We start from the raw sequence: 22,930 nt of genomic DNA on the forward strand, positions 1-22,930 counted from the left end.
TTTAAAAGTCAGCACGCTGGTAGTAAGTCTCAACATGCTCAGTATGTTGATAACCTTTTGCAGCGGGAGCAGGTTTAGCGGGAGTTTCAACTGCTTGTTTTGGGGCGGCTTGCAGCGTATTTGCTGTCAGTGCCAGTGTCGCCGTTCCACCAATGGTGGCAGTCAATTTGTGCAGAAATTCTCTGCGGCTATTTGATGGCTTTGCAGTCATGATTTCTCCGGATGAAATTCAGTGCATTGACAAGCAAGAGGTTGTCAGCGTCGACAACAAATTTGAGTGTTAATTATCGCGCAGACGACATGAGTGTTCAAGGATATTCGCCCACAAAATCAAACTATTTGTCATTGTTCGAGGCGTTGAAGTTCAGCTTCTGTAAAATGTTTACCCAATAATGCCACCCCGCCGTAAAAAGCAGCACTTTTGGCTTTCGCCAAGTCAGTAAAGAATTTGACTGCCCAGGGTCGTAAGTGCGTATTAAAAAAGGTTTTATCATCTATGATTGGCGTGCCGTTAGCTGTCAGAATCAAACGCATCACATCACACTCCCCGGCGATATGGTCTTCCGGCTCCGCTTTGTCCTGTTGCCGCTCAAGTCCGAGTTTGCCTAAATCTATGCGTAATTTTGCCAGTGGCTTTTCATTTAAAAAGCCGCTCTGATAATACGAGCCGTAAGGAATAACCTCACCTTGCGCCAGACCGATAAACAATAATTGATATTCATCCGCAATTTGTTCGGCATTGTATTTTCCGGCAGCTTCTACCAAAGCCTTCCAGCCCTGCCCCAGAGGACTTTCAGGATGAGTAACCTGCAGACTGACAATGTTATCCAGTAAATTCTGTTGTGGCGGGGCCGCCAGCAAATTAGCTAATAAGGCGTATGTTTGGGCACGCCATTGAGTTTCTTCAATATCTTCCACGCCTATCAACCTTTTTTGAACATTGCTTTTACACGACAGTCTTCACACATTTTCAATTGCTCCAAAGCAGCGCCCTGGAACATGTGGTGATCTTTTAATTTTTCGGTAATGGTATCGATCATTTTCTGTGTGGCAAATGGTTTTGCGCAACTGATGCAATGAAAAATCGCCTCTTCATGCAATACACGTTTTTGGCGTGCCTGATCCCGCTGATAAAGATAACGAGGTGACAGCGTGATGGCATTTTCCGGACAAGCCGTTTCACAAATACCGCATTGCACACATAAATCTTCTATAAAGTTGAGTTGCGGCTTGTCCACCCCATCAACCAAGGATCCCACCGGACAGACCGATACGCAGGACATACATAAAGTACAAGCCTGTTTATCAACCAGAATCTCACCAAATGGCGCGGGCTTTTCAAGTTTAATTTCTGCCTGTGGTGCCGGGGCATGTTCGTATAGATGGGATAAGGCCAGAGTACTGACCCGCCGTTTATTATCCATACCGGCAAAACGACCCGGAGCAGCAGCATCTGTTTTGGAAAGTTGTTTAAGATGAGTTTGTAATGCAGTGAAATCATTGCCCTGATGCCAGTGAATTGCAGCCGGATACCCCATACCGTTCAATAATTCATTGCTTAACTGCATTTGCTGCTGTAATTCCAGCCAGTCATGATCGTCGTGGGTCAGTGCATCCCAGACTGTAACACCACTGGCACCATAAGCTATGGCAGCCAACCAGAAAGGCATACTCAATGCACCAATTTCTTCAATCGAGAACGTAATCACATCATCAGTGAGTTCATGACCGCGCATTTCCAGCAAGGTTTGTGCATTGGATTCATCATGGATCAAAATATGCGGTGGCAGGCTTTCCAGTTCATCATATTGCTGCAGCATAGAGCGTAACCGTTCGAGACTGACATCCAGCGTCGGCAATGCGTAATTCATTGCCCCGGAAGGGCATACCGCCACACAGCTGCCACACCCCTGACATAAATTGGGATCCACTCTGACTTCATCACCAGCGTGGCTCACAGCCTCGGCCGGGCAGGCTTCAAGACATTGATTACAGCCATTAATACCACGTCGGGAATGGGCACAGATAGTCGGTTTGTATTGGAAATAGCGTGGTTTATCGAAAACACCAATCAAATCCGGTAACTGCTGTAAGGCTTCTGCCAATGCCTGTTGATTATCACCCGGTGCAAAATAGCCTAAAGGCGAAACTTTCTGTTTGAGAATTGACGAGTCACTCAAATCCAGAACCAAATCGAATCGTAACGTTTGACCAGAAATAATCGCATCAAACTCACCCAGCCAGCCGGTTAAACCAGTCAACTCACCTGCTAAAACCGAAACTTCTTCAGCACTGACAGTCGCAGCATCACTCACTAACGCAGTTATCGTTAATGTCTGACAATGTGGAGCTACGGCAGAAATCGCCTCGCTACTGCCGATAATTAACAATCTTCCACGGGATTCAAACTCAATCAATTGCACAGGATGAATTTCAATTCGACCTGCTTCCAAAACCACGTTATGCAATGGGTTAATCCTCCTCGTCGCGAGTATTTCGCGGTTTTGCATCTTCATCCTGTAAAGGATTTTCTGTTGAATCTGCTGTTGTTGACGGTTCAGCTGTTTCATCTGCTTCCAGCTGACGCTCCAGCATGCGCTTCATCTCATGCGTCACCACAGAGCCTAATCCGGCAAAAGCATGATAGTTATAGTCGTTTTCGTATTCTTCAAGGCCGTCAGTTTTATTAAAGCCCGGTTTACGAAATAAATCTCTTAAAGCCTGCTGCCTGGTTTCAGGATCCACGTCATCTCGTTGCCAGATGGGTAACTCAGCGGGATCTTTTGCTACTGCCGGTTCAGATGGCTCTACATCAGGTGAGTTCTCAACGGCGTGATTTGTCAGTACTTCAGACTGTTGTTTGCGGCGAGACCAGCGCGCCAGGAAATTTTCGGATGCTGATTTTTCTTTCATCTGGCACCTCCATCTTTATCTTTCCAGCGTTCACGTCGGCGTTTTTTAGGTGCTTCCGGGGCATAGTGGTAAAGTAGAAACCGTTCCAGCCAGACACATAATTCATCCGGCAATGGTGCTTCCAGTACCTGATCGCCAGCTTCCATATACGAAGCCGCCTCATCGAAATCCACGGTCAGTAAAACGGGTGATAACTGGTCATTTTCCAGGCGCCCGATAAAATAGATCTTGGCCTGTTCAGACATCAGGTTATGGTAGTAACTTTCACAATAATGCCGAAATAAACGCAGATGCAGATCGGAATAATAATGCAGCTCGCCTGATTCCTGCGCATTGGACAATTGCGTTTCGCTGAGGCCTGGCATCACACCGAGCAGAGACCAGGAATGACTGGCCCAGCGGTGCTGACTGGCTTTTTTCAGCAATACGGCAGTAACGGAAAAATGATCAGAAGGTAAATCCAGCATCTCTATCAGGCATTGTGATTTAATGCCAAACAGGATAACAAATAACCGAGCTTTTTACTCGGCTACTTCGACCGAACTGACTTTTTGTAATCCTCTCGGCAGCTTGTGACCGCGTTTTCCGCGCTCTCCTGCATAGTGTTGCAAATCAGCCGTTTTCAATGTCAGATGACGACGTCCGGCATGCAGCGTCAGGCTGTGATTTTCCGGGACCAATGTGACCGATTGCAACCACTCCTGCCCGCTGCTAAAGCGAGCCTGCGGAATATTGATAAGCCGTACGCCTTTACCTTTATTTAATTCTGGCACTTCACTGATCGGGAACACCAGCAAACGACCATCACCAGCAGCTACAGCCAGTTGCTGTGGCGTCTTGGTATCCAACACCAGTGGTGGCAACAATGCCGCTTTCTCCGGCAGATTAAATAGGGCTTTGCCCGCTTTATTTTTGGCCAGTAAATTATCAAAGCGGGTCACAAAACCATAACCTGCCGTATTGGATAGCAACACCATCTGATCATTTTCGGCAGCAATTACGGCAATAAACCTTACTTCGGGGGCAGATTGCAAGCGCCCGCTTAATGGCTCTCCCTGCCCTCTTGCTGATGGCAAGGTATGCGCCGCCAGAGAATAACTGCGTCCACTTTCATCCAGAAACACCACTTGCTGATTACTGCGGGTTTTCACCGAGGCCAGATAGCGATCCCCGGTTCGGTAATTTAGCGATCCCGGATCCACATCATGGCCTTTGGCAGCACGCACCCAGCCACTGGCTGAGAGCACAATAGTTAACGGTTCTGTCGGTAATAACTCGGTTTCACTGAGCGCTTTGGCCGCATCACGTTGTTTGATTTCACTGCGCCGATCATCACCATATTTTTCAGCATCGGCTGTCAACTCTTTGCGGATCAACGATTTCAAACGGGTTTCCGAGCTCAGTAATAATTCCAGTGATTTACGTTCCTTGCTGAGCTCATCCATTTCGCCTTTGAGCTTCATTTCCTCCAGTTTGGCCAAATGCCGTAAACGTAATTCAAGAATCGATTCGGCCTGACGATCACTCAGACTGAATCGGGCCATCAGCTCCGCTTTGGGATCATCTTCGTGACGGATAATGGCAATGACTTCATCAATATTCAGATAGGCGATCAATAAACCTTCCAGCACATGCATGCGATCCAGCACTTTATCCAGCCGGAACTGCAAACGACGACGTACCGTTTGAATGCGGTAGGTCAGCCATTCGCTGAGCATCTGCAGCAGATTTTTCACCTGCGGCCGGCCATCAAGACCAATCATGTTCATATTGACGCGATAACTGCGTTCCAAATCAGTAGTCGCAAACAGATGTGACATCAGACTTTCAATATCCACCCGATTGGAACGCGGCACAATCACCAGACGAACCGCCTGTTCGTGATCGGATTCATCCCGTAAATCCGCCACCATTGGCAGCTTTTTGTTATTCATCTGTGCGGCGATCTGTTCCAGCACTTTGGCACCGGAAGTCTGATATGGCAGTGCATGAATCACAATTTCATTGTCTTCGACTTTATAAGCGGCACGTTGGCGTATCGAACCATGACCTGTTTCGTAAATCCGGCGAATTTCTGCTTGTGATGAAACAATTTCGCCGCCTGTGGGGAAATCCGGTCCCTGAATTTCGGTTAGCAAATCATCTAATGTGCTTTTCGGTGATTTCAGTAACAACAGACAGGCATTGACCACTTCCCGCAGGTTATGCGGCAGAATATCGGTTGCCATACCCACCGCAATACCGGTGGCACCATTCAATAATACATTGGGAAGACGAGCCGGTAGCAGTTGTGGCTCATCCATGGTGCCATCAAAATTAGGCATCCATTCAACCGTGCCTTGCCCCAGCTCAGTTAACAGGGTTTGGGCATACGGTGCCAGACGTGCTTCGGTATACCGCATCGCGGCAAACGATTTGGGATCATCCATCGAACCCCAGTTACCCTGACCATCAATCAGGGTATAACGGTAGGAGAATGGCTGCGCCATCAATACCATGGCTTCATAACAGGCCGAATCACCATGCGGATGATATTTACCTAAAACGTCACCCACCGTACGAGCGGATTTTTTGTGTTTGGAAACCGCACTGAGACCCAGTTCTGACATCGCATATACAATGCGACGTTGCACCGGCTTCAGACCATCCGCCAGATGTGGCAGGGCCCGATCCAGAATGACGTACATGGAATAACCCAGATACGCTTTTTCGGTAAACTCTCTAAGCGGTTGCTGTTCCAGATCGTCGACTAATGCACTCATTTAAAATTCTCAGTTCAGATTAAACCATCAGCCAAATCGCCATGCTGTTCCAGCCAGACCTTACGATCCCCTGCCCGTTTTTTAGCCAGCAGTTTATCAAGGGTCATAAAGGTATCGTCATCAGCATCAATGGTCAGACGAATCAGACGGCGAGTATCCGGTGCCATGGTGGTTTCACGTAATTGCAAAGGATTCATTTCCCCCAGACCTTTAAAGCGCTGGGTGCTGACTTTGCCTTTGATTTTATCCCGTTCGATACGATCCAGAATGATCTGGCGTTCTTCATCATCCAGTGCATAAAAAACCTGCTTACCCACATCGACTCGATATAACGGTGGCATCGCCACGCAGATATGTCCGGCTTCAACCAATGGACGAAAATGACGGACAAATAAGGCACATAACAGCGTGGCGATATGCGCGCCATCCGAGTCAGCATCGGCAAGAATACAGATTTTGCCGTAGCGCAGACCGGTAAGATCATCCGACCCCGGATCAACGCCTACTGCCACAGCAATATCATGAACCTCCTGGGAGGCCAGCACTTGGGAAGCTTCGACTTCCCAGGTATTCAGAATCTTTCCACGCAGCGGCATAATGGCCTGAAATACCCGATCCCGACCTTGTTTGGCACTGCCACCAGCAGAATCCCCTTCGACCAGAAACAGTTCGGTACGTGAGGGATCCTGTGACGTACAGTCCGCCAGTTTACCTGGCAATGCCGGGCCGGACTGAACGCGTTTACGCACCACTTTTTTGGCTTGTTTTAACCGTGACTGTGCATTGCTAATCGCCAGTTCAGCAATCTTTTCGCCATCTTCAATATGGTGATTAAGCCATAAGCTGAATGAGTCTTTTACTGCACCTGCAACAAACCCGGCACATTGTCTGGAGGACAAACGTTCTTTGGTTTGACCGGAAAACTGGGGATCCTGCAATTTAACGGATAACACGTAACTGCAGCGTTCCCAGATATCCTCAGCAGAAAGTTTGACACCGCGGGGCAGCAAGCTGCGAAATTCACAAAATTCCCGTAAAGCATCCAGCAGGCCGGAACGCAAACCGTTTACATGAGTGCCGCCCTGCGCCGTAGGAATCAGATTGACGTAACTCTCCGCAATCACTTCGGCTGGTTCAAGTTGCCACATCAATGCCCAATCGACTTCTTGATTTTCATCGGCAAAATGGCCAACAAATGGTTTCGCAGGCACACATGGCAAATCAGTCATCGCATTGGCGAGATAACTGTTTAAACCATCTTCATAACACCAGCGATCATTCTGTTTTTCGGCACCACTTAAATCTTCAAAGGTAACCACTAAACCGGGACATAATACCGCTTTGGCTCGTAAAACATGACGCAGACGTGAGACGAGAAACTTCGGTGCATCAAAGAAACTGGTGTCCGGCCAGAACCTGACACTGGTACCGGTATTTTTTTTGCCAACCGTCCCGGTTTCGGTTAAAGGCTCAACCAACAGACCATTTTCAAATGCAATGCTATAGCTGATGCCATCACGGCGAATATTGACTTCCAGTCGTTTGGATAAGGCATTAACAACAGAGACACCGACACCATGCAGACCACCTGAGAAACGGTAGTTTTTATTGGAAAACTTACCACCGGCATGCAGGCGGGTCAGAATAACTTCAACACCCGGCACACCTTCTTCAGGGTGAATATCCACCGGCATACCGCGTCCATCATCAATGACTTCAAGCGAGTTGTCAGGATGCAGGATGACTTCGATATTTGTCGCATGACCGGCAATGGCTTCATCGACGCTATTATCAATGACTTCCTGAGCCAGATGATTCGGTCTTGTGGTATCGGTATACATGCCGGGTCGTTTTCTGACCGGGTCCAATCCCGTTAGAACCTCAATTGCCGAAGCGTCGTAGATATTGGTCATTTTCTCTTAGTCAAAAAAATCAAGTTGCCCGAAGGTTAGCAGGATAAAAGCCGGATGTACAAGCATCTAGAGCACGGCGATGAAATAACTAAGCTTGCATCACATATAATTGCTATCTAATATTAGTAACAACTAATTATAGAGAGAAACAACATGAATACAGATAAAATGGTTTTTGCTTTGGCTGGAAGTTTTATCCTGATAAGTTTATTGCTTTCACAGTTGCATCATATTTACTGGCTGTGGTTCACTGCAGTTGTGGGTATAAATATGCTTCAGGCAGCTTTTACTGGTTTTTGTCCGATGGCAAAATTGCTCAAAAAAATTGGCCTGTCACAAGGCAACGCATTTTAATGACCCGACGTGGAGCAAGGTTATGAATATTCGGCAGATAGTTTTTATCCCATTTCTGTTTTTTGCCTTTTCAGTTCAGGCTGATGACGCAAAGGAATTTAAAACTCAGGCTAATCAGGCGATAAAAGAATTTGCTGAAACGCTCAAATCCGCATTGATGTTATCAATGCAAACCGATGGTTCTGTAAAAACCATAGGGGTCTGCAAGGATATTGCTCCTAAAGTAGCTCAGCAGGTTTCAGCAAAATACAATCTTGATGTGAGTCGCACCGCACTGAAAGTAAGAAATCCTGAAAATAAGGCTGATGAATGGGAAGCCAGGGTGTTGGGGAATTTCGAAAAACGACTGGAAAAAGGCGAAACGGTTAAAAAGCTCACATTCAGTGAGCAGGTTGATAACGATGGCATTAAGCAATGGCGACTGATGAAGGCTATTGGCACTGACCTGGTCTGCATATCCTGCCACGGAGAAAAAATACCTGACCCCATAAAGGCAGAGCTGAAAAAACTGTACCCCGAAGATCAGGCAACAGGATTCAGTGTCGGCAGTGTCCGCGGTGCGTTTACCGTGAAGGAAGGTTTACCGGCAGATTAACGTTCTTTAAGGTCGATAATTTCGCTACGGCCTTTTTGCGTCAAACTGAGTTTATCTTCACGGCATAACCAGCCTACAGCCCGCTGAAACGACTTACTGTCCAGAGCACATTCTGCTGCTAATTTAGAGGTGCTTGTGGCGCCATTCTTTTTGAGATACTTCCAGATTTCCCCTGCGGCATCACCAATAATCTGCTGCATATTAAACCTCACATTATTGAAATAACTTCATTACCTAATCATCTGATAATTCATCACCTGATTTAGGGCTTGTTGACTGGAATGCTTCATTGCATATTTTCCCAGGCTGTAATAATTTGCTGACAAGCCTGTTCAATCACAGATCGCGGTGCTGCAATATTCATGCGCATAAAACCACTGCCTGCATCACCAAACATCACGCCTGGATTCATCGCCACACCAGCCTGCTGAACAAAAAAAGTTCGCAGTTGTTTGTCATTCAGCAGCAAAGCCTGACAATCCAGCCATATAAGATAGGTCGATTGTAATGGCAACACCCTGATTTTGGGTAAATGTACAGCAAAAAACTGTTTTACCCACTCATAGCTTTGTTGCAGGTAAACCAGTAACTGTTCCAACCAGTCATCACCATGCCGGTAGGCAGCGATGGTTGCTTCAATACTGAACGGATTGGCAGCACTGACATGCCAGGAATTAAAAACCGATTCAATTGCCTTTTTATGCTCGCTATCCGGCACGATCAACATCGACATGCCCAGCCCGGCAATATTGAATGTCTTGCTGGCTGATACCGCAGTCACAATGGGCACATCCTTTGCCAGGGATGCCAGCGGAATATGCTTGTTGCCGGTAAATACCAAATCCGCATGAATTTCATCACTGAGAATGATGAGTTGATGTTGTCTGGCGATATCGAGGAGTTTCTGCAGTTCAGCTTCGCTCCAGACACGCCCTCCGGGATTATGCGGCGAACAGAGCAACAGCATTTTTGCGCCAGAAGCGGCTTGTTCAGCCAATTGATCGAAGTTCATCTGGTAATAATCGTCCACCAGTACTAACGGATTTACGACCAGTTCGCGCTGTGTCTCTGTGACGGCTGAGAAAAACGGAAAATAGACCGGGGGCTGAGCAATAACCTGCTCATGCTTTTCCGTGAGCGCCATAATGGTGGCATGCAATGAAGGCACTACGCCGGGACAGATCAGAATATGTTCAGTGGCAATATGCCAGTGATGACGACGCAGAAACCATTCCTGAGTCGCCTGATACAGGGCCGCTGGATATTCACTATAACCGTACAAAGGATGCTCAGCTCTGACTGTCAACGCCCGGGTTACGGCCTCAGGGGCAACAAAATCCATATCAGCCACCCACAGAGGAATCGCATCCTCCCGGCCAAACAGTCGCTGGCGGGCATCGTATTTAAGACTATACGTGCCGCTGCGATCTATTTTCTGATCAAAATCAATCTTCGACATGTCGACGTTCCCAGATAGTCACCTCTGACAGAGTATGCTGGAATTTACGTCGGGTTTCACGGATAACAAAGGGTTGTGAAAATGGACCATCAATCAGCTGAAAGTGTTTTTCCAGCACGCTTTTGATGCCGTCCAGTGTGGAAAAGCTTTCTCCGTCTTTTTTGAAACCACCCAGCCAATTGGCTTTATCCGTGTGTTCTTCCAGCCATGTATACGGCGAAGCCAGCACCAGCAAGCCACCCGCATTAATCCGTTCATGTATCTGTTTTAAAAATAAAATCGGGTCATACAAACGGTCTAATAAATTCGCTGCCAGCACTAAATCATAATTGCTGTATACCGCTTTGAGATTACAGGCATCCCCCTGCATAAAATCGACTTTGTGAGCTGTCTTTTCCAATCCAAAATTCGCCAGCCGCTGTTCACGGTAGAGTAATAAATCACCTTCATCGGCTACAGCATAGCGAACGACACCATCCCGTTTGAGCTGGACCCCCAGATTAATCAGGCGTGCCGAGAAATCAATTCCTGTTACCTGATCAAAATGCCTGGCTAATTCGAAACTGGCCCGTCCCACAGCACAACCCAGATCGAGAGCACGTCGTGATGGTTTGCCAGACATTTTTTCGATAGCTAACCGAGCAATGGCTTTTTGAAAGTTCGGCACATCAAAATAGCTTTCACCGTAGTGGAACTCGGCATATTCTGAGAGCATTTTGTCGGTTTCGTAATTTGAATCGAGATTTACCACCGGGGCCTCTGAGACCACATAGCGGAAACCGGCATGTTGGAAAAAGTGACGTCTGAAAGCATAACGTGATGATAAACGCGTTTCATTACCACAGGAAACCCAGCTGCCGCCTTTGATCAGATTGTGTTTTCCATCATAGGTTGGTGTGGTGAAGTCATCATATAAGCGATGAACCTGGGATCCATCAAATGGATAAATCGGTGTTTCGGTCCATTGCCATACATTCCCCCTCACATCATAGAAATCACCCTGGGCGAAATGATTGACCGGACAGGAGGAGGCAAAATGATCCAGATGAATATTTGCTGCTGCCGGCGTTTCGTTCAGCTCTTCGAGGCCTGAAACCTCGACCAGACGATACCATTCATCTTCAGTAGGCAGGCGCACGGTTTCACCGGTTTGTTCAGCCTTCCATGCACAAAATGCCTTGGCTTCATGGTAGTTGACTTCTGCCGGCCAATCCCAACGCATCGGCACCACCTCGGCCATTAATCGCAACTGCCAACCTTGATTCGTTTTTATCCAGAATGTCGGATATTCAGCTTGAGTAAATTCACGCCATTGCAGCCCTTCTTCCTGCCAGTAATGTCGCTGCAGATAGCCGCCAGCTTCAACAAAAGCTAAAAACTCCTGATTACTGACCAGATACCTTGCAGCCTTAAACGCTTCTACATCAGCTTGATGCTGACCATATTCGTTATCCCAACCGTAATAAGCATCATCAAATGATTTTCCGAGACTAACCGTACCGGCTTCCACTTGCAAAAGTGCGTTTTCAGGAGCTGGTCTGGAAATGTCACATGCCAGCCAGGCCGCATGGGGTTGCACCCACTGTAATTGCTGTTGCCGGATTAATACCGATGACGTTTCCAGATGAATCTGTTCATGCTCAATACCCATCATGATTGCCCACCAGGGATTTTCCCAATTTATGGGCAATTGCAGCGGTGCTGTTTGAATAAGTTGATTTACCGTTTTTTTTACCTGTTGGCGATAGGCTTTAACTTCCGCTACTGTCGGCCAGTCATAATGTGCATCATTGAGATCATCCCAGCTCATTTCATCCACACCTACAGCAAACATCGATTCAAAACGTGGATTGATTCGTTGCGTTAACAAGCCTGCCAGTAACAGTTTATTAACAAAAAATGTTGCTGTATGACCGAAATAAAAAATCAATGGATGACGTAACGGAATACTTTTCTGGTAATACCCATCGTCAGATTTCAAGGTATCAAACAGCGATTCATAACGTTCGAAGTTGGCATTGAAATAGGCTGCAAGTTCCGTCCGAACGGCTGCTGGATCTGTTGTATTTAAGTGCGGAGTACGCAAATACGTGGCTTCTGAGTGGGAAAAAGATAAGGCTTTTTCGGCAGTCATTGGTCAAAAATCCCTTTGAGGATACTTATGAGAGTTTAGGGTCTGTTTATCTTCCGTCTCCACCACTGCTGGAGACGGAAGATAAACAGACCCTTTTGACTTATTTTGTACGAATTGGTTTCGTGTAAAGCGGATTATAGCTGAGCAGTAAGCCAGGCTGTTTTTGCAGACAACTCTACCGAGCAACTCCACTTATAGGCCAGATTGATGGTTTCCGCACAGGCATACACACCATGCCCGCGAACAATGACAACTTTATTTCTCGCCAAGCCCTGAGCTACAGCCAACGGTGACTTTTCCACATATTCAGCATAGTTAATCGTAATAACCGGTACGCTGGGAAAGTAATACTGCCCTTCAAAATCCAAAGGAATAAAGTCTTTACCATTCATCGTCATTGCAATGGCATGTGGCCCATGGCTATGAAAAATGGCTTTCGTTGCCGGATTATGCTGATAGGTTGCCAAGTGTAGCGGCGCATCAAGCGAAGCGCCATCACCAATTTGTCCATCAACATCACATGGCACCAGCATTTCCGGTGCGAGCGTGTCTGCGCAACAGCCTGTAGGTGTCACCCATATCTGGTTGTGCCAGCGGAAAGACGCATTACCACTATGTGAATCATTGCAACCATACTGACGCAGCCACCGATAATGTTGAACCAGCTGCGCTTTCAGTTCGTTCAATGCGGCTTCAGGCATCTTCCTTATCCGGCCTTGTGTTCTGGAGATGTCTCAGCCATTGCGACGCCTGATTACGTACTTCCGAGTAATTCAGCGCACGGTTCAGATGTTGCTCGGATTGCTCCATGTTTCCCAAATGATAATTAACCATACCCGAAAGCATCCACGCCTGACCGAGCTTGTCTTCCGGTAATTTTTCCAGGCTTTGCTGTAAAGGCCCGGCCGCTTCAGGCCAGCTTTCCATACTGATGAAAACTCTGGCGAGTTTCAGATCGGTCTCACCTGAAGCGTCCATTGATTGCATACGAGCTAAAACCTGAGTGGCATTTTCATTTTCTCTGGCCGCTAACCAACTGTCAGCAAGCGATTCAAGGTTTTTGAAATTCCGTTCAATCACGCCATCATCCATAGATTTTTGTAAAAGCTGAGCAGATTTATAGGGAATATTCAGATATCGATACATATTCGCCAGGCGCAATACCGTGTCTTTGTCACCAAGATTCAGTCGCTTAGCCAACATCTGCACCGCCAGGGAGGTAAGTCGTTTTTCCTGTTGGGCGTAGAGAGCAGCCAATTGATCCCAATAGGTTTTATTCACTGGAAACTGCTCAATGAGAATTTCCAGCACGTCTATTGATTGACTGTATTGCTGCATTTCCATATGCGCCGACAGCTGCAATCGATACCAGTTTTCTTTGGGTGATTTATCTCGTTGGATGGCGACTCGAATCGCTTCAACAACTTTGGTGAATTGATTGATTTGATAATACGCCGTTGCCAGCAGAACATAGGCACTGCTGTTTGCCTGAGGTTCATCCTTTAACCAGGCTGTCAGCAAATCAATGCCTTTTTGATAACGTCCATCTCCGATTAACAGCTGAGCAAGATTGTAGCGCAGATTATGAGTCACATCTTCAGGTAAGGCATTGAGTGCTAATGCCTGTTCAAACTGTTCTGCGGCCTGCTTGTATTGTTCCGTTTCTGAATACAAATAACCCAGTGTTTGCAATACTACCGCCCGTTCGTATGAGCCTGACTCTGTCTCACCAATCAGCTTTTTCAGATCCGCTTCAGCCTGCCGATACTGTTGCTGCTCCATTTTTTCCTGAGCAGCACTCAGCGCTTTGTAGGTTTTTTCGGTCAGTAAATAGTCATCTGCCAGCACTGAAAATGGCCAGATAAGACTACTCAGTATGATCATCACAGCGAATTTATGATTCAGTATTTTCTTCATTATCTGGCCAGCTTAAATTCAATTTCCTGGGTTGCCCGACGTTCAACCGACTCACCATCAACAACTTTCGGTTTGAACTTCCATTTGAGAATGGCCGTCATCGCCGCATTATCAAATACATTCTCCGGGTTGGCAGACACCACTACGGGATCTTTTACCCTGCCATCACGGGTTATGGTAAAGGCTACGGTCACCACACCTTCAATACCGCGACGCTGAGCAACACGTGGATAATTCGGTGGAATACGTACCAATGGCACCACTTCATCATCCATTTGTGGGCCTTGCACCGGACTGGGTGAAGGCGCTGGTGCCGGCTCGGCACTGAAATCCCCCAGATAAGGCTGACCGGCAATATTCAGCGGCACATCAATTCTCGGCATGTCCATTTTGGGTTGTTGAACATCAGGCTGCGTCATTTTTGGCGCAGTTGTGGGTGTTGGCGGTGGCGGCTCTTCCGGCGGTGGTGGTTTTTTCGGGATCTCACGCTTTATCGTCTCAGGTGGCGTTTCTTCCTGTTTCAGACGCACAAAGTCCAGTACCAGCATTTCATTATCATCGCGATAAAGACTGCTGTCAGAAGTGGTCATCTCTTTCATTAAAGTAAACAGACCATAGTTGACCACTATCGCCAGTAATAATCCGATCAAGATACGCATAGTCGATGAGTCTCCGCGACTAGTCTCGTTCAGCAGCAATTGAGACATTCGCAACTCCTGCCAGACGTGCCTGATCCATGACTTCAATCAATATACCGGTTTTCGCATTTTCATCCGCCAGAATAATCACCGAACCTTCCGGGTTTTCAGCATACATCCGTTCCACATTGGCACGTACAGCACGGCGATCGATCTGTCGTTGATCCATCCAGATTTCATCATTTTCACGAATCGAGATCAGGATATTTGCACGCTCTTTCTCCACCGCTGTTTTAGCCGATGGACGGTTTACATCAACACCGGTTTCCTTAACAAACGAGGTGGTGACAATAAAAAAGATCAGCAATATAAACACCATATCAATCAAAGGTGTCATGTTGATTTCAGCTATACCGCCACTTTGACGGCGGGAATGTCGTTTTCGCATAAACTTTCCTAATCTCTGCGTAGGGCGTCAGCCACGTTATTAACTTCTCGGGCAACACGCTGTTCCAGCTGAGTAATGAAATAGAGCCCTGATAAAGCAGTCAGCAAACCGCCCATCGTCGTTATCAATGCCACTGAGATACCACCCGCCATACCGCGAGTATTACCGGTTCCGAAAACGGTCATCACATCGAAGGTCTGGATCATGCCGTTTACTGTGCCTAATAATCCCAGCATCGGTAATGCAACGGTCAGCGTTCGAATCAAAATCAGAAAGCGCTCCAGCATCACCTGGCTTTCAGCAATCATGCCCTGGCGGATTTGCTGGGCATACCAACTGGCCAAATCGTCACGCTGGTGCCACTCATCCATCATCTTGCGAACTTCACGTGGATGCAGGAACCAGATAAACACATAGCGTTCAATGATTAGTGTCCACATTAAAATCGACGCCAGCAAAATCAGCCAGAGCACTGTGCCGCCGCTTTCCATCAGCAGCTGTATCTGAAAGAAATTATCCGTCACGGTTCAGAGTTTGTGTTTCAGCGTTACGAGCAACAATCGCTGCACTCTCTTCATCAAGAATTTGAATCAAACGATTACTCTTGCTCGATAAAGCGCTATGAATTAATAAAATAGGAATCGCTACTGCCAAACCTAACTCGGTGGTCACCAAAGCTTGTGAGATACCGCCGGACATCAGTTTCGGATCACCGGTCCCAAACAACGTAATCGACTGGAACGTTTCGATCATGCCGGAAACCGTTCCTAACAGACCCAGCATCGGTGCTACAGCAGCCAGAATCGCCAGTGTCACCAGCCCCCGTTCAATACTCGGTGTTTCCCGGAGAATGGCTTCATCCAGTTTTAAAGAAAGCGTTTCTACATCCTGAGCAATCTTGTCGCTGTATACAGACAGGATTCGGCCCAACGGATTTTTCAGATTCAATTCTTTGGATTTTTGCTGCTTGCTGACGCCACGCTCCAGCCGCATCAATGTCACAAAACGAATCAGCGCAATCAGTAAACCAATTGCACCCAAAATCAGAATGATATAACCAATCCAGCCACCTTGTTGAATACGTTCACGCAAATCAGGTGTTTGCACCAGTAACGCCATAATTGCACCGCGAGTCGGATCAACCACGACTGTCTTCAACTCACCTGGATCACTATTTTCAAATGCTTCAATTTGATCGCGTAAGCGCTGTACCGGCTGTCTGGCTAATTCCACCAGATTACGGTTTTCAGACATGTAACGCAGAAACTTGCCATCACTGAAAGCAGTAAACACACCGACACGGGTCACATCGCGATCTGCCACTTCCCCGTTTGCCGTGATGACCTGGGCTGGAAACTGTTCCACTTTGCCTGAATGGGTCATTTCGTGTTGCAAGACTAACCACAGTTCACGTAACTCATCGATGCTCGGTTGTTGTTTTCGTTCGCTTAACTCTGTCAGAAATGCGATACGTTCCGGATACTGCACACTGGTCATTGATGATTCAATAACCGCCCGGCTGTCATTGGCCATTTGACGAACTGTGCCAAATAATTCACCCAGCGAACCGGAACGTTCCTGCAGCAAAGATTCCTGCTCGGCTAATTTGAATTCATTCTCTTCAAACGCATCATTGAGCCGCTCTGTTCGGCGTTCTTCAGCAGCTAAATCTGCTTTGGCCTGCTCCAGCAATTGCGCCTGACGGTCACGGGCTTCAAGAAACTCGGCTTCCCGCAAACGATTCTGCTCTTGTTCAATGACACGTTCACGCTTGACTTGATCAAGTAACTGGTCGAGATTGACAGGCTTTTCCTCTGCCACAACAGAGAATGGCAAAGCCATTAAAAAAATAATTATCGTTGAAATACTTCTCATTGGATCGCCTCTGGCGTTCTTACCGGCAGGGTTAATAAATCGGGTGGTAATTGCTTACGAGCTACTTTCAGACCTTGTACAACGGACTGAATGGATTCTCTGGGGAGCTGTTGCCAGCTTTTTGATTCCTGATCCCACATACCCGCCTCGCGTTGATCCAGTGTCAGGTAATAAAGACCTACGCGGCCTACGCGCAGGAAATCAACGGTACGATTGCTATCACCTGCGACCAGTTCACCCTGATAGGCTTCCAAAGTACGACCGTATTCAGTTTCAACCTGGTAGGCTTCCAGAATACGACGGAATTTTTCAGACAGCGTTACATCAGCCCGGTTCATCATTGTTTTTAACTGTTCAACGCGGCTATTACGTTCTTCAGGTAAAAATGGGCTATCCAATTCAACAAACTGTTCTATCACATCCACCATTTTGATCATTAATGGCACAATATCGCGTTGCGTTGTATCGATATTGGCTAACTGCGCTTCAACTGACAACAGTTCTTCCTGTTGAGATGAAACAAGCTGTTCAAGTTGACTGTTATAGGCCGCCAGACTTTCCTTCTGATTCAAAACACTGCGATACTCCGCTAATAATTCGCGGGTTTCATCATCCAGATTGTCAATTTGCTGCTGGGTACGCTGGGCTGCGGTATCGGTTTGCACCTGTTGGTCAACAGCTTGATCTAATGCGCCAGCATTGGTGAATGAAGGCACCAACCAGATGCCTAGCAGGCAACATAGTCGGCTGAAATTAAAATGCATAAAATTTTCCTTGTGTTACCGGATGTCGGCGGTGGAAATGAAAGCGACATCTTATCAAGAGAAGACGCACAGTGGGAAGTCTAAATGCGATCTCTTATCATTTAGACGTACGAAGATGAAAAAAGTGCAAAAAAAGGCAAAAAAAAAGCCAGACCGATTGGGTCTGGCTAAACCTTCATAGAAGGAGAGAGAAATATAAGACAATAGAAGCTGAACATTCCTATGGACTTGTGATACAGCTTACTGAATGCAAGCCCATTCGCCATGAGCGACTTCTCCTTTTAAAACGGGAATATGTTCCTTTTCAAAAACATACAAGTAAAACAAGTTGTTAGGACGATAAACCATGGCTGATTGCAAAACGCATCAGTTCCGCTGTTTTATTAATGTCCAGCTTGCCTTTTATCTGGGTCAGATTATTCGCGACAGTTTTGTAACTGATGCCTAAAACGTCCGAAATTTCGTTCATGCTCTTACCTTCGCCCAGTAAGCGTAAAATTTCCAATTCACGCCGCGACAGATCACTTAGCGCACTGGTACCGGCATCAATGTTCAACATTGCCAGCTGCTGGGCCATATCAGGACTGAGATAAATTTTACCTTCCAGCACTTTACTGACCGCTTCGACCAGATGATCCGCTGCATTGTTCTTGGTGATGTAACCTCGTGCTCCGGCTTGCATGGCCCGAGAGGCAAAGACCGGATCCTCATGCATGCTGAACATTAATACCTTGGCGGTATCACGGTTGGCCCGAATGCGGCGTAATACTTCAAGACCGCCCACACCGGGTAAGGTGATATCCAGTAACACCATATCCGGATACAGTTCCTGAAACATCCGGTAACCTTCTTCACCGGTCTCAGCCTCTACGACTTTGGCCGAGGGAATTTGCTGAATTAACTGCCGACAGCCGGCTCTGACAATCGGATGATCATCTACTACCAGGATTGTGATACTTGGTTTCATTTTTTATTTTCACTCTTCATAGGGATCATTACCCTTACCTGCAAACCCTGACCTTCGGCAGTATCAAACGCGATTTTACCACCTAACGCCGAGACCCTCTCTCGCATACCGATCAAGCCAAAGCCTTTTACGGCAGATGTATCCAGCCCTTTACCGTCATCGGTGACCGTTACCTTTATATATTGTTTTTCGCGCTTTACTTCAACCCGTACGTGACTGGCTTCAGCATGGCGAACACAATTGGTTGTACATTCCTGCACTACGCGATACACCGTCACTTGAAGCGTATCCGCCAGACCGGTGAAATCGCCAACAAAATCCCATTCCCAATCAATTTCCGGTTGCCGGTCACGCCAGTTATGTAACATATCACGCAACGCTTCCACCAAACCCAAATCATCCAGTGTCATCGGCCGCAAACGACTGAGCATTTTACGCACCAGTGATTGAATATGGCTGGTAATCAATTTAACCGAGCTGACTTTTTCTTCGACATCCGGCAATTTATTTTCAATGGCAATGCGTTCAATTTCAGCCAGATCAACGCGTATACCAAACAAACAGGGTGCCAGCTCATCATGTAATTCACGTGCCAAATCGCGTCGTTCAGATTCCTGTAAGGTCAGCATGTTTCCTGCCAGGGCATGGTTTTCAGCCATGGTGGTTTCCAATACATCGGCCATATGATTAAAGCGAATCTGGATCGGTTTTAATTCTTTGGCACCGCCGGTATCCACCCGCGCATGAAAATCGCCTTTTTCCAGGTGCCCCAATGCATCGGCTAATTGTTGCAATGGCCTCAGACCATGTAATAACGCCAAATAGATCAGGCTGGAAATCACGGTGAGGAAAAACAAACCCAAAAATAACAAGGTTTCCATATCGCGCCAAACTTCGGTGACTTCATCGCTGGGATCGGCTTCCACCACCAGATAACCATAAGATTGACTGCCCCGAGTGATAAGCCGTCGGAAGGCGACCGCTTCCGGTTCCATCAAACGGATAAACCAGTCCGGTGCATCTGGTCGATTAGTGAATGGCACTCCTTCTTCATGGCCGATTAACGGTTGACCGTTCATATCTTCAAACCAGGCGCGGATGTGTCTTGTATGACGCACACTATCGACAATTAAGGTCACCCGTTCACTCAAATCATTGGAAAATCGCAATGTCGGCAAAGCGTTGATCAATAATCCACGCGCCAACTGAGTACTGGAGGCCATTTCAGCTGCGACTGCCTGGCGGGCATTCTGAATCATAAAATAGCCAGCGGCGACAAAGTTGAATATCAGGATCAAGGTTACAATGATCAGTAAACGCAGTTTCAGGCTCATGTCGGGTCAGTTATCTCGCTGTGATAGGCTAAGGCCTGTTGAACTTTCATAGCCGACATTGTTGTGACTATGAGAAATCAAATTGACCTACAATTATCGCACATCATCAAATCAGGACTCTGTAAATGCAAGCGCAAAGCAATCAACAACTTTTCCTTCAGGCTCAAAAACATATCCCCGGTGGCGTGAATTCACCGGTACGTGCATTCAAAGGTGTCGGCGGTGATCCGGTATTTTTCAGTAGCGCAAAAGGTGCCTGGCTCACCGATGTGGAAGGCAAAAAATATATTGATTATATTGGCTCCTGGGGTCCGATGATTGCCGGTCATGCGCATCCGCAAGTCATTGAAGCCGTTCAGCAAATGTGCGCAAACGGATTGGGATATGGCGCGCCCACCGCTATTGAAACCGAGATGGCCGACTTACTCTGTGAACTCGTGCCGTCTATGGAAATGGTCCGTATGGTCAGCTCAGGTACCGAAGCGACGATGAGTGCGATTCGTCTTGCCAGAGGCCATACAGGTCGTGACAAAATGGTTAAATTTGAAGGCTGTTACCATGGTCATGCTGACTCCCTTTTAGTTAAAGCTGGTAGTGGGGCATTAACATTGGGCGAACCTTCATCCGCTGGTGTCCCCAAAGCCATTGCAGAACACACCATTACCCTGCGTTACAACGATATGGAATCTGTCAATCAGTGTTTTGCGGAAATTGGCGATCAGATCGCCTGCATCATTGTCGAACCGGTTGCTGGCAATATGAACTGTATTCCACCGATTCCGGGGTTTCTCGAAGGCTTACGCGACGTCTGTGATCAATACGGCAGCCTGTTAATTTTTGATGAAGTGATGACCGGTTTCCGGGTCGCTTTGGGCGGTGCACAGCAGCATTATGGAGTTAAACCCGATCTCACTACGCTGGGTAAAGTAGTTGGCGGCGGCTTACCGGTAGGGGCTTTTGGTGGACGCAAAGATGTGATGCATTCGATTGCGCCTCTGGGTCCAGTCTATCAGGCAGGTACCTTATCCGGTAACCCGGTCGCTATGGCCGCTGGGCTGGCCACTTTGAAACTGGTACAACAACCCGGTTTTCATGATCGCCTCAGTCAACAGACTGCCAAACTGGCCAATGGCTTGAAACAAAAAGCCGATGCAGCCGGTATTCCAATGAGTATTAATTATGTTGGTGGCATGTTTGGCTTTTTCTTTACCGAAGAAAACAACATTGAGTTTTTTGAACAGGTCACCCAATGTGATCAGGAACGTTTTAAAAGGTTTTATCACGGCATGCTGGATCGCGGTGTTTACCTGGCACCTTCTGCTTATGAAGCGGGCTTTGTTTCTGCTGCACATGGCGATGATGAAATTGAAGCCACTCTGGCAGCGGCAGAACTGGTTTTGGCGAGCTTATAAATGAATACGCTGTACTGGCATGATTATGAGACGACTGGCACCGATCCACGATTTGATCGGCCATTACAGTTCGCCGGGGTACGTACCGATGAAGATTTGAATATCATCGGTGATCCGTTGATGATTTACTGCAAACCGGCAGCCGATGTATTACCGCATCCAATGGCCAGTCTTATTACAGGCATCACACCACAGAAAGCACAACAGGAAGGTCTGACTGAGGCCGAATTTATCAAAACGATTCATCAGGAATTGTCTCAGCCGGGTACCTGTGGGGTGGGCTATAACAGTTTGCGGTTTGATGATGAATTTACCCGCTTTGGCCTGTTTCGTAATTTTTACGATGCTTATGCCCGTGAATGGCAAAACGGTAATTCGCGCTGGGACATTATCGATATGGTGCGCCTCACCCGTGCTTTGCGGCCTGAAGGTATCGAATGGCCCAATCGTGAAGACGGCCAGCCCAGTTTTCGACTGGAAGCCTTAACGGCAGCAAACGGGATTGAACATAAGGGTGCACATGATGCGTTAGTGGATGTGTATGCGACCATCGCCTTGGCAAAACTGATTAAAGATCGTCAGCCCAAGCTATATGACTATATCTATCAGTTACGCCGAAAACAGCAGCTCGCTCCGTTACTGAACCTGCATCAGGCGGATCCGGTTTTGCATACCTCACGCATGTACCCTTCTGAATATTGTAATACGGCATTGGTGGTGCCAATAGCCAAAGAACCCAATAACAACAATGGGGTGATTGTTTATGATCTGCGCCATGATCCCTCGGCGTTACTGGAGCAGGATGCCGATACCATTCGGCAATGGTTATTTACGCCCACTAAAGATTTACCTGAGGGTGTTTCGCGTCCGGCATTAAAAACTGTGCATATCAATAAGTGTCCGGTCATTGTGCCGGCAGCGACGCTGGATGATGCGGCTGCCGAGCGGCTGCAGATTGATCGGGAATTAAGTCATCAACATCTGCAACTATTACGTGAGGCGGGTGAATCATTACTGCAAAAATTGCAGGCCGTGTTCAGTCAGAAATCATTTGATGAGATTGACGATGTTGATGCCAGTTTGTATGGCGGCGGTTTCTTTGATGACAGCGATAAAAACAAAATGACCCTGATTCGCGAAGCAGCCCCAGATCAACTGGGCACGTTATCGATTCCTTTTAACGATTCGCGATTACCGGAAATGCTGTTCCGTTACCGGGCGCGTAACTGGCCCGAATCGCTAAATGAAAGTGAAGCGGAACAATGGCAACAGTTTTGTCGTACCAAATTAACCGCAACAGCATCGCCTGGACTTACCTTTGAAAAATTTAACGCCGCATTAGCGGAGTGTCGGCAGCAAGCGCTCACCAAAGCCCAACAGCAAACTTTGGACGACTTGCAACGCTATGTCACCGAGCAACAAAATGCATTAGGAATTAACTGAAC

General features: G+C 47.2%; 23 protein-coding genes. 4 read left to right on the plus strand and 19 right to left on the minus strand.

Annotation, left to right across the window (positions count from 1 at the left end; translation table 11 throughout):
• Position 1: 1 nt before the first annotated feature.
• The 7 genes from B2W60_RS05915 to parE form a co-directional block, all read right to left on the minus strand.
• Complete coding sequence (locus tag B2W60_RS05915; protein ID WP_292362137.1) at positions 2-211, minus strand: Tat pathway signal protein; 210 nt, start codon at positions 209-211, stop codon at positions 2-4.
• A 131-nt stretch (positions 212-342) separates the two neighbouring features.
• Complete coding sequence (locus B2W60_RS05920; RefSeq protein ID WP_292362136.1) at positions 343-918, minus strand: TorD/DmsD family molecular chaperone; 576 nt, start codon at positions 916-918, stop codon at positions 343-345.
• A gap of 5 nt (positions 919-923) precedes the next feature.
• Complete coding sequence (locus tag B2W60_RS05925) at positions 924-2,510, minus strand: 4Fe-4S binding protein (protein ID WP_292362872.1); 1,587 nt, start codon at positions 2,508-2,510, stop codon at positions 924-926.
• Positions 2,473-2,913: a DUF3306 domain-containing protein gene (locus B2W60_RS05930; RefSeq protein ID WP_292362135.1), complete on the minus strand. Its 441-nt coding sequence runs from the start codon at positions 2,911-2,913 to the stop codon at positions 2,473-2,475. Before B2W60_RS05930 ends, B2W60_RS05925 begins: the two co-directional genes overlap by 38 nt.
• Positions 2,910-3,380 (minus strand): DUF3305 domain-containing protein, encoded by a 471-nt coding sequence (locus tag B2W60_RS05935; protein WP_292362134.1) that lies wholly within the window; start codon positions 3,378-3,380, stop codon positions 2,910-2,912. The genes B2W60_RS05930 and B2W60_RS05935 overlap by 4 nt, the downstream gene beginning before the upstream one ends.
• 54 nt (positions 3,381-3,434) lie before the next feature.
• A complete protein-coding gene (gene parC / locus B2W60_RS05940) occupies positions 3,435-5,675 on the minus strand; it encodes a DNA topoisomerase IV subunit A (protein ID WP_292362133.1) in 2,241 nt (746 codons plus the stop codon).
• 14 nt (positions 5,676-5,689) lie between these two features.
• Entirely contained in the window at positions 5,690-7,588 is a 1,899-nt protein-coding gene (gene parE, locus B2W60_RS05945) for a DNA topoisomerase IV subunit B (protein WP_292362132.1), read from the minus strand.
• Positions 7,589-7,741: 153 nt separating this feature from the next.
• On the opposite strand from parE, the gene B2W60_RS05950 reads away from it, so the two are divergent.
• Together B2W60_RS05950 and B2W60_RS05955 are read left to right on the plus strand one after the other, a co-directional pair.
• Complete coding sequence (locus B2W60_RS05950) at positions 7,742-7,942, plus strand: YgaP family membrane protein (RefSeq protein ID WP_292362131.1); 201 nt, start codon at positions 7,742-7,744, stop codon at positions 7,940-7,942.
• 22 nt (positions 7,943-7,964) lie between these two features.
• Complete coding sequence (locus tag B2W60_RS05955) at positions 7,965-8,537, plus strand: Tll0287-like domain-containing protein (RefSeq protein ID WP_292362130.1); 573 nt, start codon at positions 7,965-7,967, stop codon at positions 8,535-8,537.
• On the opposite strand, the gene B2W60_RS05960 is transcribed toward B2W60_RS05955, so the two are convergent.
• The 12 genes from B2W60_RS05960 to B2W60_RS06015 all read right to left on the minus strand — a co-directional run bounded on the left by B2W60_RS05960 (position 8,534) and on the right by B2W60_RS06015 (position 20,073).
• Entirely contained in the window at positions 8,534-8,737 is a 204-nt protein-coding gene (locus tag B2W60_RS05960; protein WP_292362129.1) for a winged helix-turn-helix domain-containing protein, read from the minus strand. The two genes, B2W60_RS05955 and B2W60_RS05960, sit on opposite strands and share 4 nt — an antisense overlap.
• An 86-nt stretch (positions 8,738-8,823) precedes the next feature.
• Entirely contained in the window at positions 8,824-9,996 is a 1,173-nt protein-coding gene (locus tag B2W60_RS05965) for a MalY/PatB family protein (RefSeq protein ID WP_292362128.1), read from the minus strand.
• Positions 9,983-12,130: a 5-histidylcysteine sulfoxide synthase gene (gene ovoA, locus B2W60_RS05970; RefSeq protein ID WP_292362127.1), complete on the minus strand. Its 2,148-nt coding sequence runs from the start codon at positions 12,128-12,130 to the stop codon at positions 9,983-9,985. The genes B2W60_RS05965 and ovoA overlap by 14 nt, the downstream gene beginning before the upstream one ends.
• 134 nt (positions 12,131-12,264) lie before the next feature.
• Entirely contained in the window at positions 12,265-12,831 is a 567-nt protein-coding gene (locus tag B2W60_RS05975) for a class II aldolase/adducin family protein (RefSeq protein WP_292362126.1), read from the minus strand.
• The gene (locus tag B2W60_RS05980) at positions 12,824-14,047 is read right to left on the minus strand and encodes a tetratricopeptide repeat protein (RefSeq protein WP_292362125.1); all 1,224 of its coding nucleotides are present in this window, start codon (positions 14,045-14,047) and stop codon (positions 12,824-12,826) included. The genes B2W60_RS05975 and B2W60_RS05980 overlap by 8 nt, the downstream gene beginning before the upstream one ends.
• Positions 14,047-14,754, minus strand: a complete 708-nt coding sequence (locus B2W60_RS05985; RefSeq protein WP_292362124.1) for an energy transducer TonB — start codon at positions 14,752-14,754, stop codon at positions 14,047-14,049. Before B2W60_RS05985 ends, B2W60_RS05980 begins: the two co-directional genes overlap by 1 nt.
• Positions 14,726-15,133, minus strand: coding sequence for an ExbD/TolR family protein (locus tag B2W60_RS05990; RefSeq protein ID WP_292362123.1), 408 nt, complete (start codon positions 15,131-15,133; stop codon positions 14,726-14,728). The genes B2W60_RS05985 and B2W60_RS05990 overlap by 29 nt, the downstream gene beginning before the upstream one ends.
• 8 nt (positions 15,134-15,141) lie before the next feature.
• Positions 15,142-15,606: a MotA/TolQ/ExbB proton channel family protein gene (locus tag B2W60_RS05995; protein WP_292362122.1), complete on the minus strand. Its 465-nt coding sequence runs from the start codon at positions 15,604-15,606 to the stop codon at positions 15,142-15,144.
• Between the two features lie 40 nt (positions 15,607-15,646).
• Positions 15,647-17,008 (minus strand): MotA/TolQ/ExbB proton channel family protein, encoded by a 1,362-nt coding sequence (locus B2W60_RS06000; RefSeq protein ID WP_292362121.1) that lies wholly within the window; start codon positions 17,006-17,008, stop codon positions 15,647-15,649.
• The gene (locus tag B2W60_RS06005; RefSeq protein ID WP_292362120.1) at positions 17,005-17,772 is read right to left on the minus strand and encodes a DUF3450 domain-containing protein; all 768 of its coding nucleotides are present in this window, start codon (positions 17,770-17,772) and stop codon (positions 17,005-17,007) included. The genes B2W60_RS06000 and B2W60_RS06005 overlap by 4 nt, the downstream gene beginning before the upstream one ends.
• A gap of 331 nt (positions 17,773-18,103) precedes the next feature.
• Complete coding sequence (locus tag B2W60_RS06010; protein WP_292362119.1) at positions 18,104-18,739, minus strand: response regulator; 636 nt, start codon at positions 18,737-18,739, stop codon at positions 18,104-18,106.
• The gene (locus B2W60_RS06015) at positions 18,736-20,073 is read right to left on the minus strand and encodes a LapD/MoxY N-terminal periplasmic domain-containing protein (RefSeq protein ID WP_292362118.1); all 1,338 of its coding nucleotides are present in this window, start codon (positions 20,071-20,073) and stop codon (positions 18,736-18,738) included. The genes B2W60_RS06010 and B2W60_RS06015 overlap by 4 nt, the downstream gene beginning before the upstream one ends.
• Before the next feature lie 125 nt (positions 20,074-20,198).
• On the opposite strand from B2W60_RS06015, the gene hemL reads away from it, so the two are divergent.
• Positions 20,199-21,485, plus strand: coding sequence for a glutamate-1-semialdehyde 2,1-aminomutase (gene hemL, locus B2W60_RS06020; protein ID WP_292362117.1), 1,287 nt, complete (start codon positions 20,199-20,201; stop codon positions 21,483-21,485).
• Entirely contained in the window at positions 21,486-22,928 is a 1,443-nt protein-coding gene (gene sbcB, locus B2W60_RS06025; RefSeq protein ID WP_292362116.1) for an exodeoxyribonuclease I, read from the plus strand. It abuts the gene before it with no gap.
• Positions 22,929-22,930 lie beyond the last annotated feature (2 nt).

The organism is Methylophaga sp. UBA2496, assembly GCF_002341635.1.
In the GTDB taxonomy this organism is placed as follows: domain Bacteria; phylum Pseudomonadota; class Gammaproteobacteria; order Nitrosococcales; family Methylophagaceae; genus Methylophaga.

What these genes read in the sequence shown, in the direction of transcription:
- B2W60_RS05925 (WP_292362872.1), bottom strand. Translation starts at nt 2,510, where the DNA reads ATGCAAAACCGCGAAATACTCGCGACGAGGAGGATTAACCCATTGCAT.
- B2W60_RS05975 (WP_292362126.1), bottom strand. Translation starts at nt 12,831, where the DNA reads ATGCCTGAAGCCGCATTGAACGAACTGAAAGCGCAGCTGGTTCAACAT.
- B2W60_RS05930 (WP_292362135.1), bottom strand. Translation starts at nt 2,913, where the DNA reads ATGAAAGAAAAATCAGCATCCGAAAATTTCCTGGCGCGCTGGTCTCGC.
- B2W60_RS05915 (WP_292362137.1), bottom strand. Translation starts at nt 211, where the DNA reads ATGACTGCAAAGCCATCAAATAGCCGCAGAGAATTTCTGCACAAATTG.
- B2W60_RS05955 (WP_292362130.1), top strand. Translation starts at nt 7,965, where the DNA reads ATGAATATTCGGCAGATAGTTTTTATCCCATTTCTGTTTTTTGCCTTT.
- B2W60_RS05980 (WP_292362125.1), bottom strand. Translation starts at nt 14,047, where the DNA reads ATGAAGAAAATACTGAATCATAAATTCGCTGTGATGATCATACTGAGT.
- B2W60_RS05965 (WP_292362128.1), bottom strand. Translation starts at nt 9,996, where the DNA reads ATGTCGAAGATTGATTTTGATCAGAAAATAGATCGCAGCGGCACGTAT.
- B2W60_RS05990 (WP_292362123.1), bottom strand. Translation starts at nt 15,133, where the DNA reads ATGCGAAAACGACATTCCCGCCGTCAAAGTGGCGGTATAGCTGAAATC.
- ovoA (WP_292362127.1), bottom strand. Translation starts at nt 12,130, where the DNA reads ATGACTGCCGAAAAAGCCTTATCTTTTTCCCACTCAGAAGCCACGTAT.
- B2W60_RS06010 (WP_292362119.1), bottom strand. Translation starts at nt 18,739, where the DNA reads ATGAAACCAAGTATCACAATCCTGGTAGTAGATGATCATCCGATTGTC.
- parC (WP_292362133.1), bottom strand. Translation starts at nt 5,675, where the DNA reads ATGAGTGCATTAGTCGACGATCTGGAACAGCAACCGCTTAGAGAGTTT.
- B2W60_RS05985 (WP_292362124.1), bottom strand. Translation starts at nt 14,754, where the DNA reads ATGTCTCAATTGCTGCTGAACGAGACTAGTCGCGGAGACTCATCGACT.
- B2W60_RS05960 (WP_292362129.1), bottom strand. Translation starts at nt 8,737, where the DNA reads ATGCAGCAGATTATTGGTGATGCCGCAGGGGAAATCTGGAAGTATCTC.
- parE (WP_292362132.1), bottom strand. Translation starts at nt 7,588, where the DNA reads ATGACCAATATCTACGACGCTTCGGCAATTGAGGTTCTAACGGGATTG.
- hemL (WP_292362117.1), top strand. Translation starts at nt 20,199, where the DNA reads ATGCAAGCGCAAAGCAATCAACAACTTTTCCTTCAGGCTCAAAAACAT.
- B2W60_RS06015 (WP_292362118.1), bottom strand. Translation starts at nt 20,073, where the DNA reads ATGAGCCTGAAACTGCGTTTACTGATCATTGTAACCTTGATCCTGATA.
- sbcB (WP_292362116.1), top strand. Translation starts at nt 21,486, where the DNA reads ATGAATACGCTGTACTGGCATGATTATGAGACGACTGGCACCGATCCA.
- B2W60_RS06000 (WP_292362121.1), bottom strand. Translation starts at nt 17,008, where the DNA reads ATGAGAAGTATTTCAACGATAATTATTTTTTTAATGGCTTTGCCATTC.
- B2W60_RS05935 (WP_292362134.1), bottom strand. Translation starts at nt 3,380, where the DNA reads ATGCTGGATTTACCTTCTGATCATTTTTCCGTTACTGCCGTATTGCTG.
- B2W60_RS06005 (WP_292362120.1), bottom strand. Translation starts at nt 17,772, where the DNA reads ATGCATTTTAATTTCAGCCGACTATGTTGCCTGCTAGGCATCTGGTTG.
- B2W60_RS05950 (WP_292362131.1), top strand. Translation starts at nt 7,742, where the DNA reads ATGAATACAGATAAAATGGTTTTTGCTTTGGCTGGAAGTTTTATCCTG.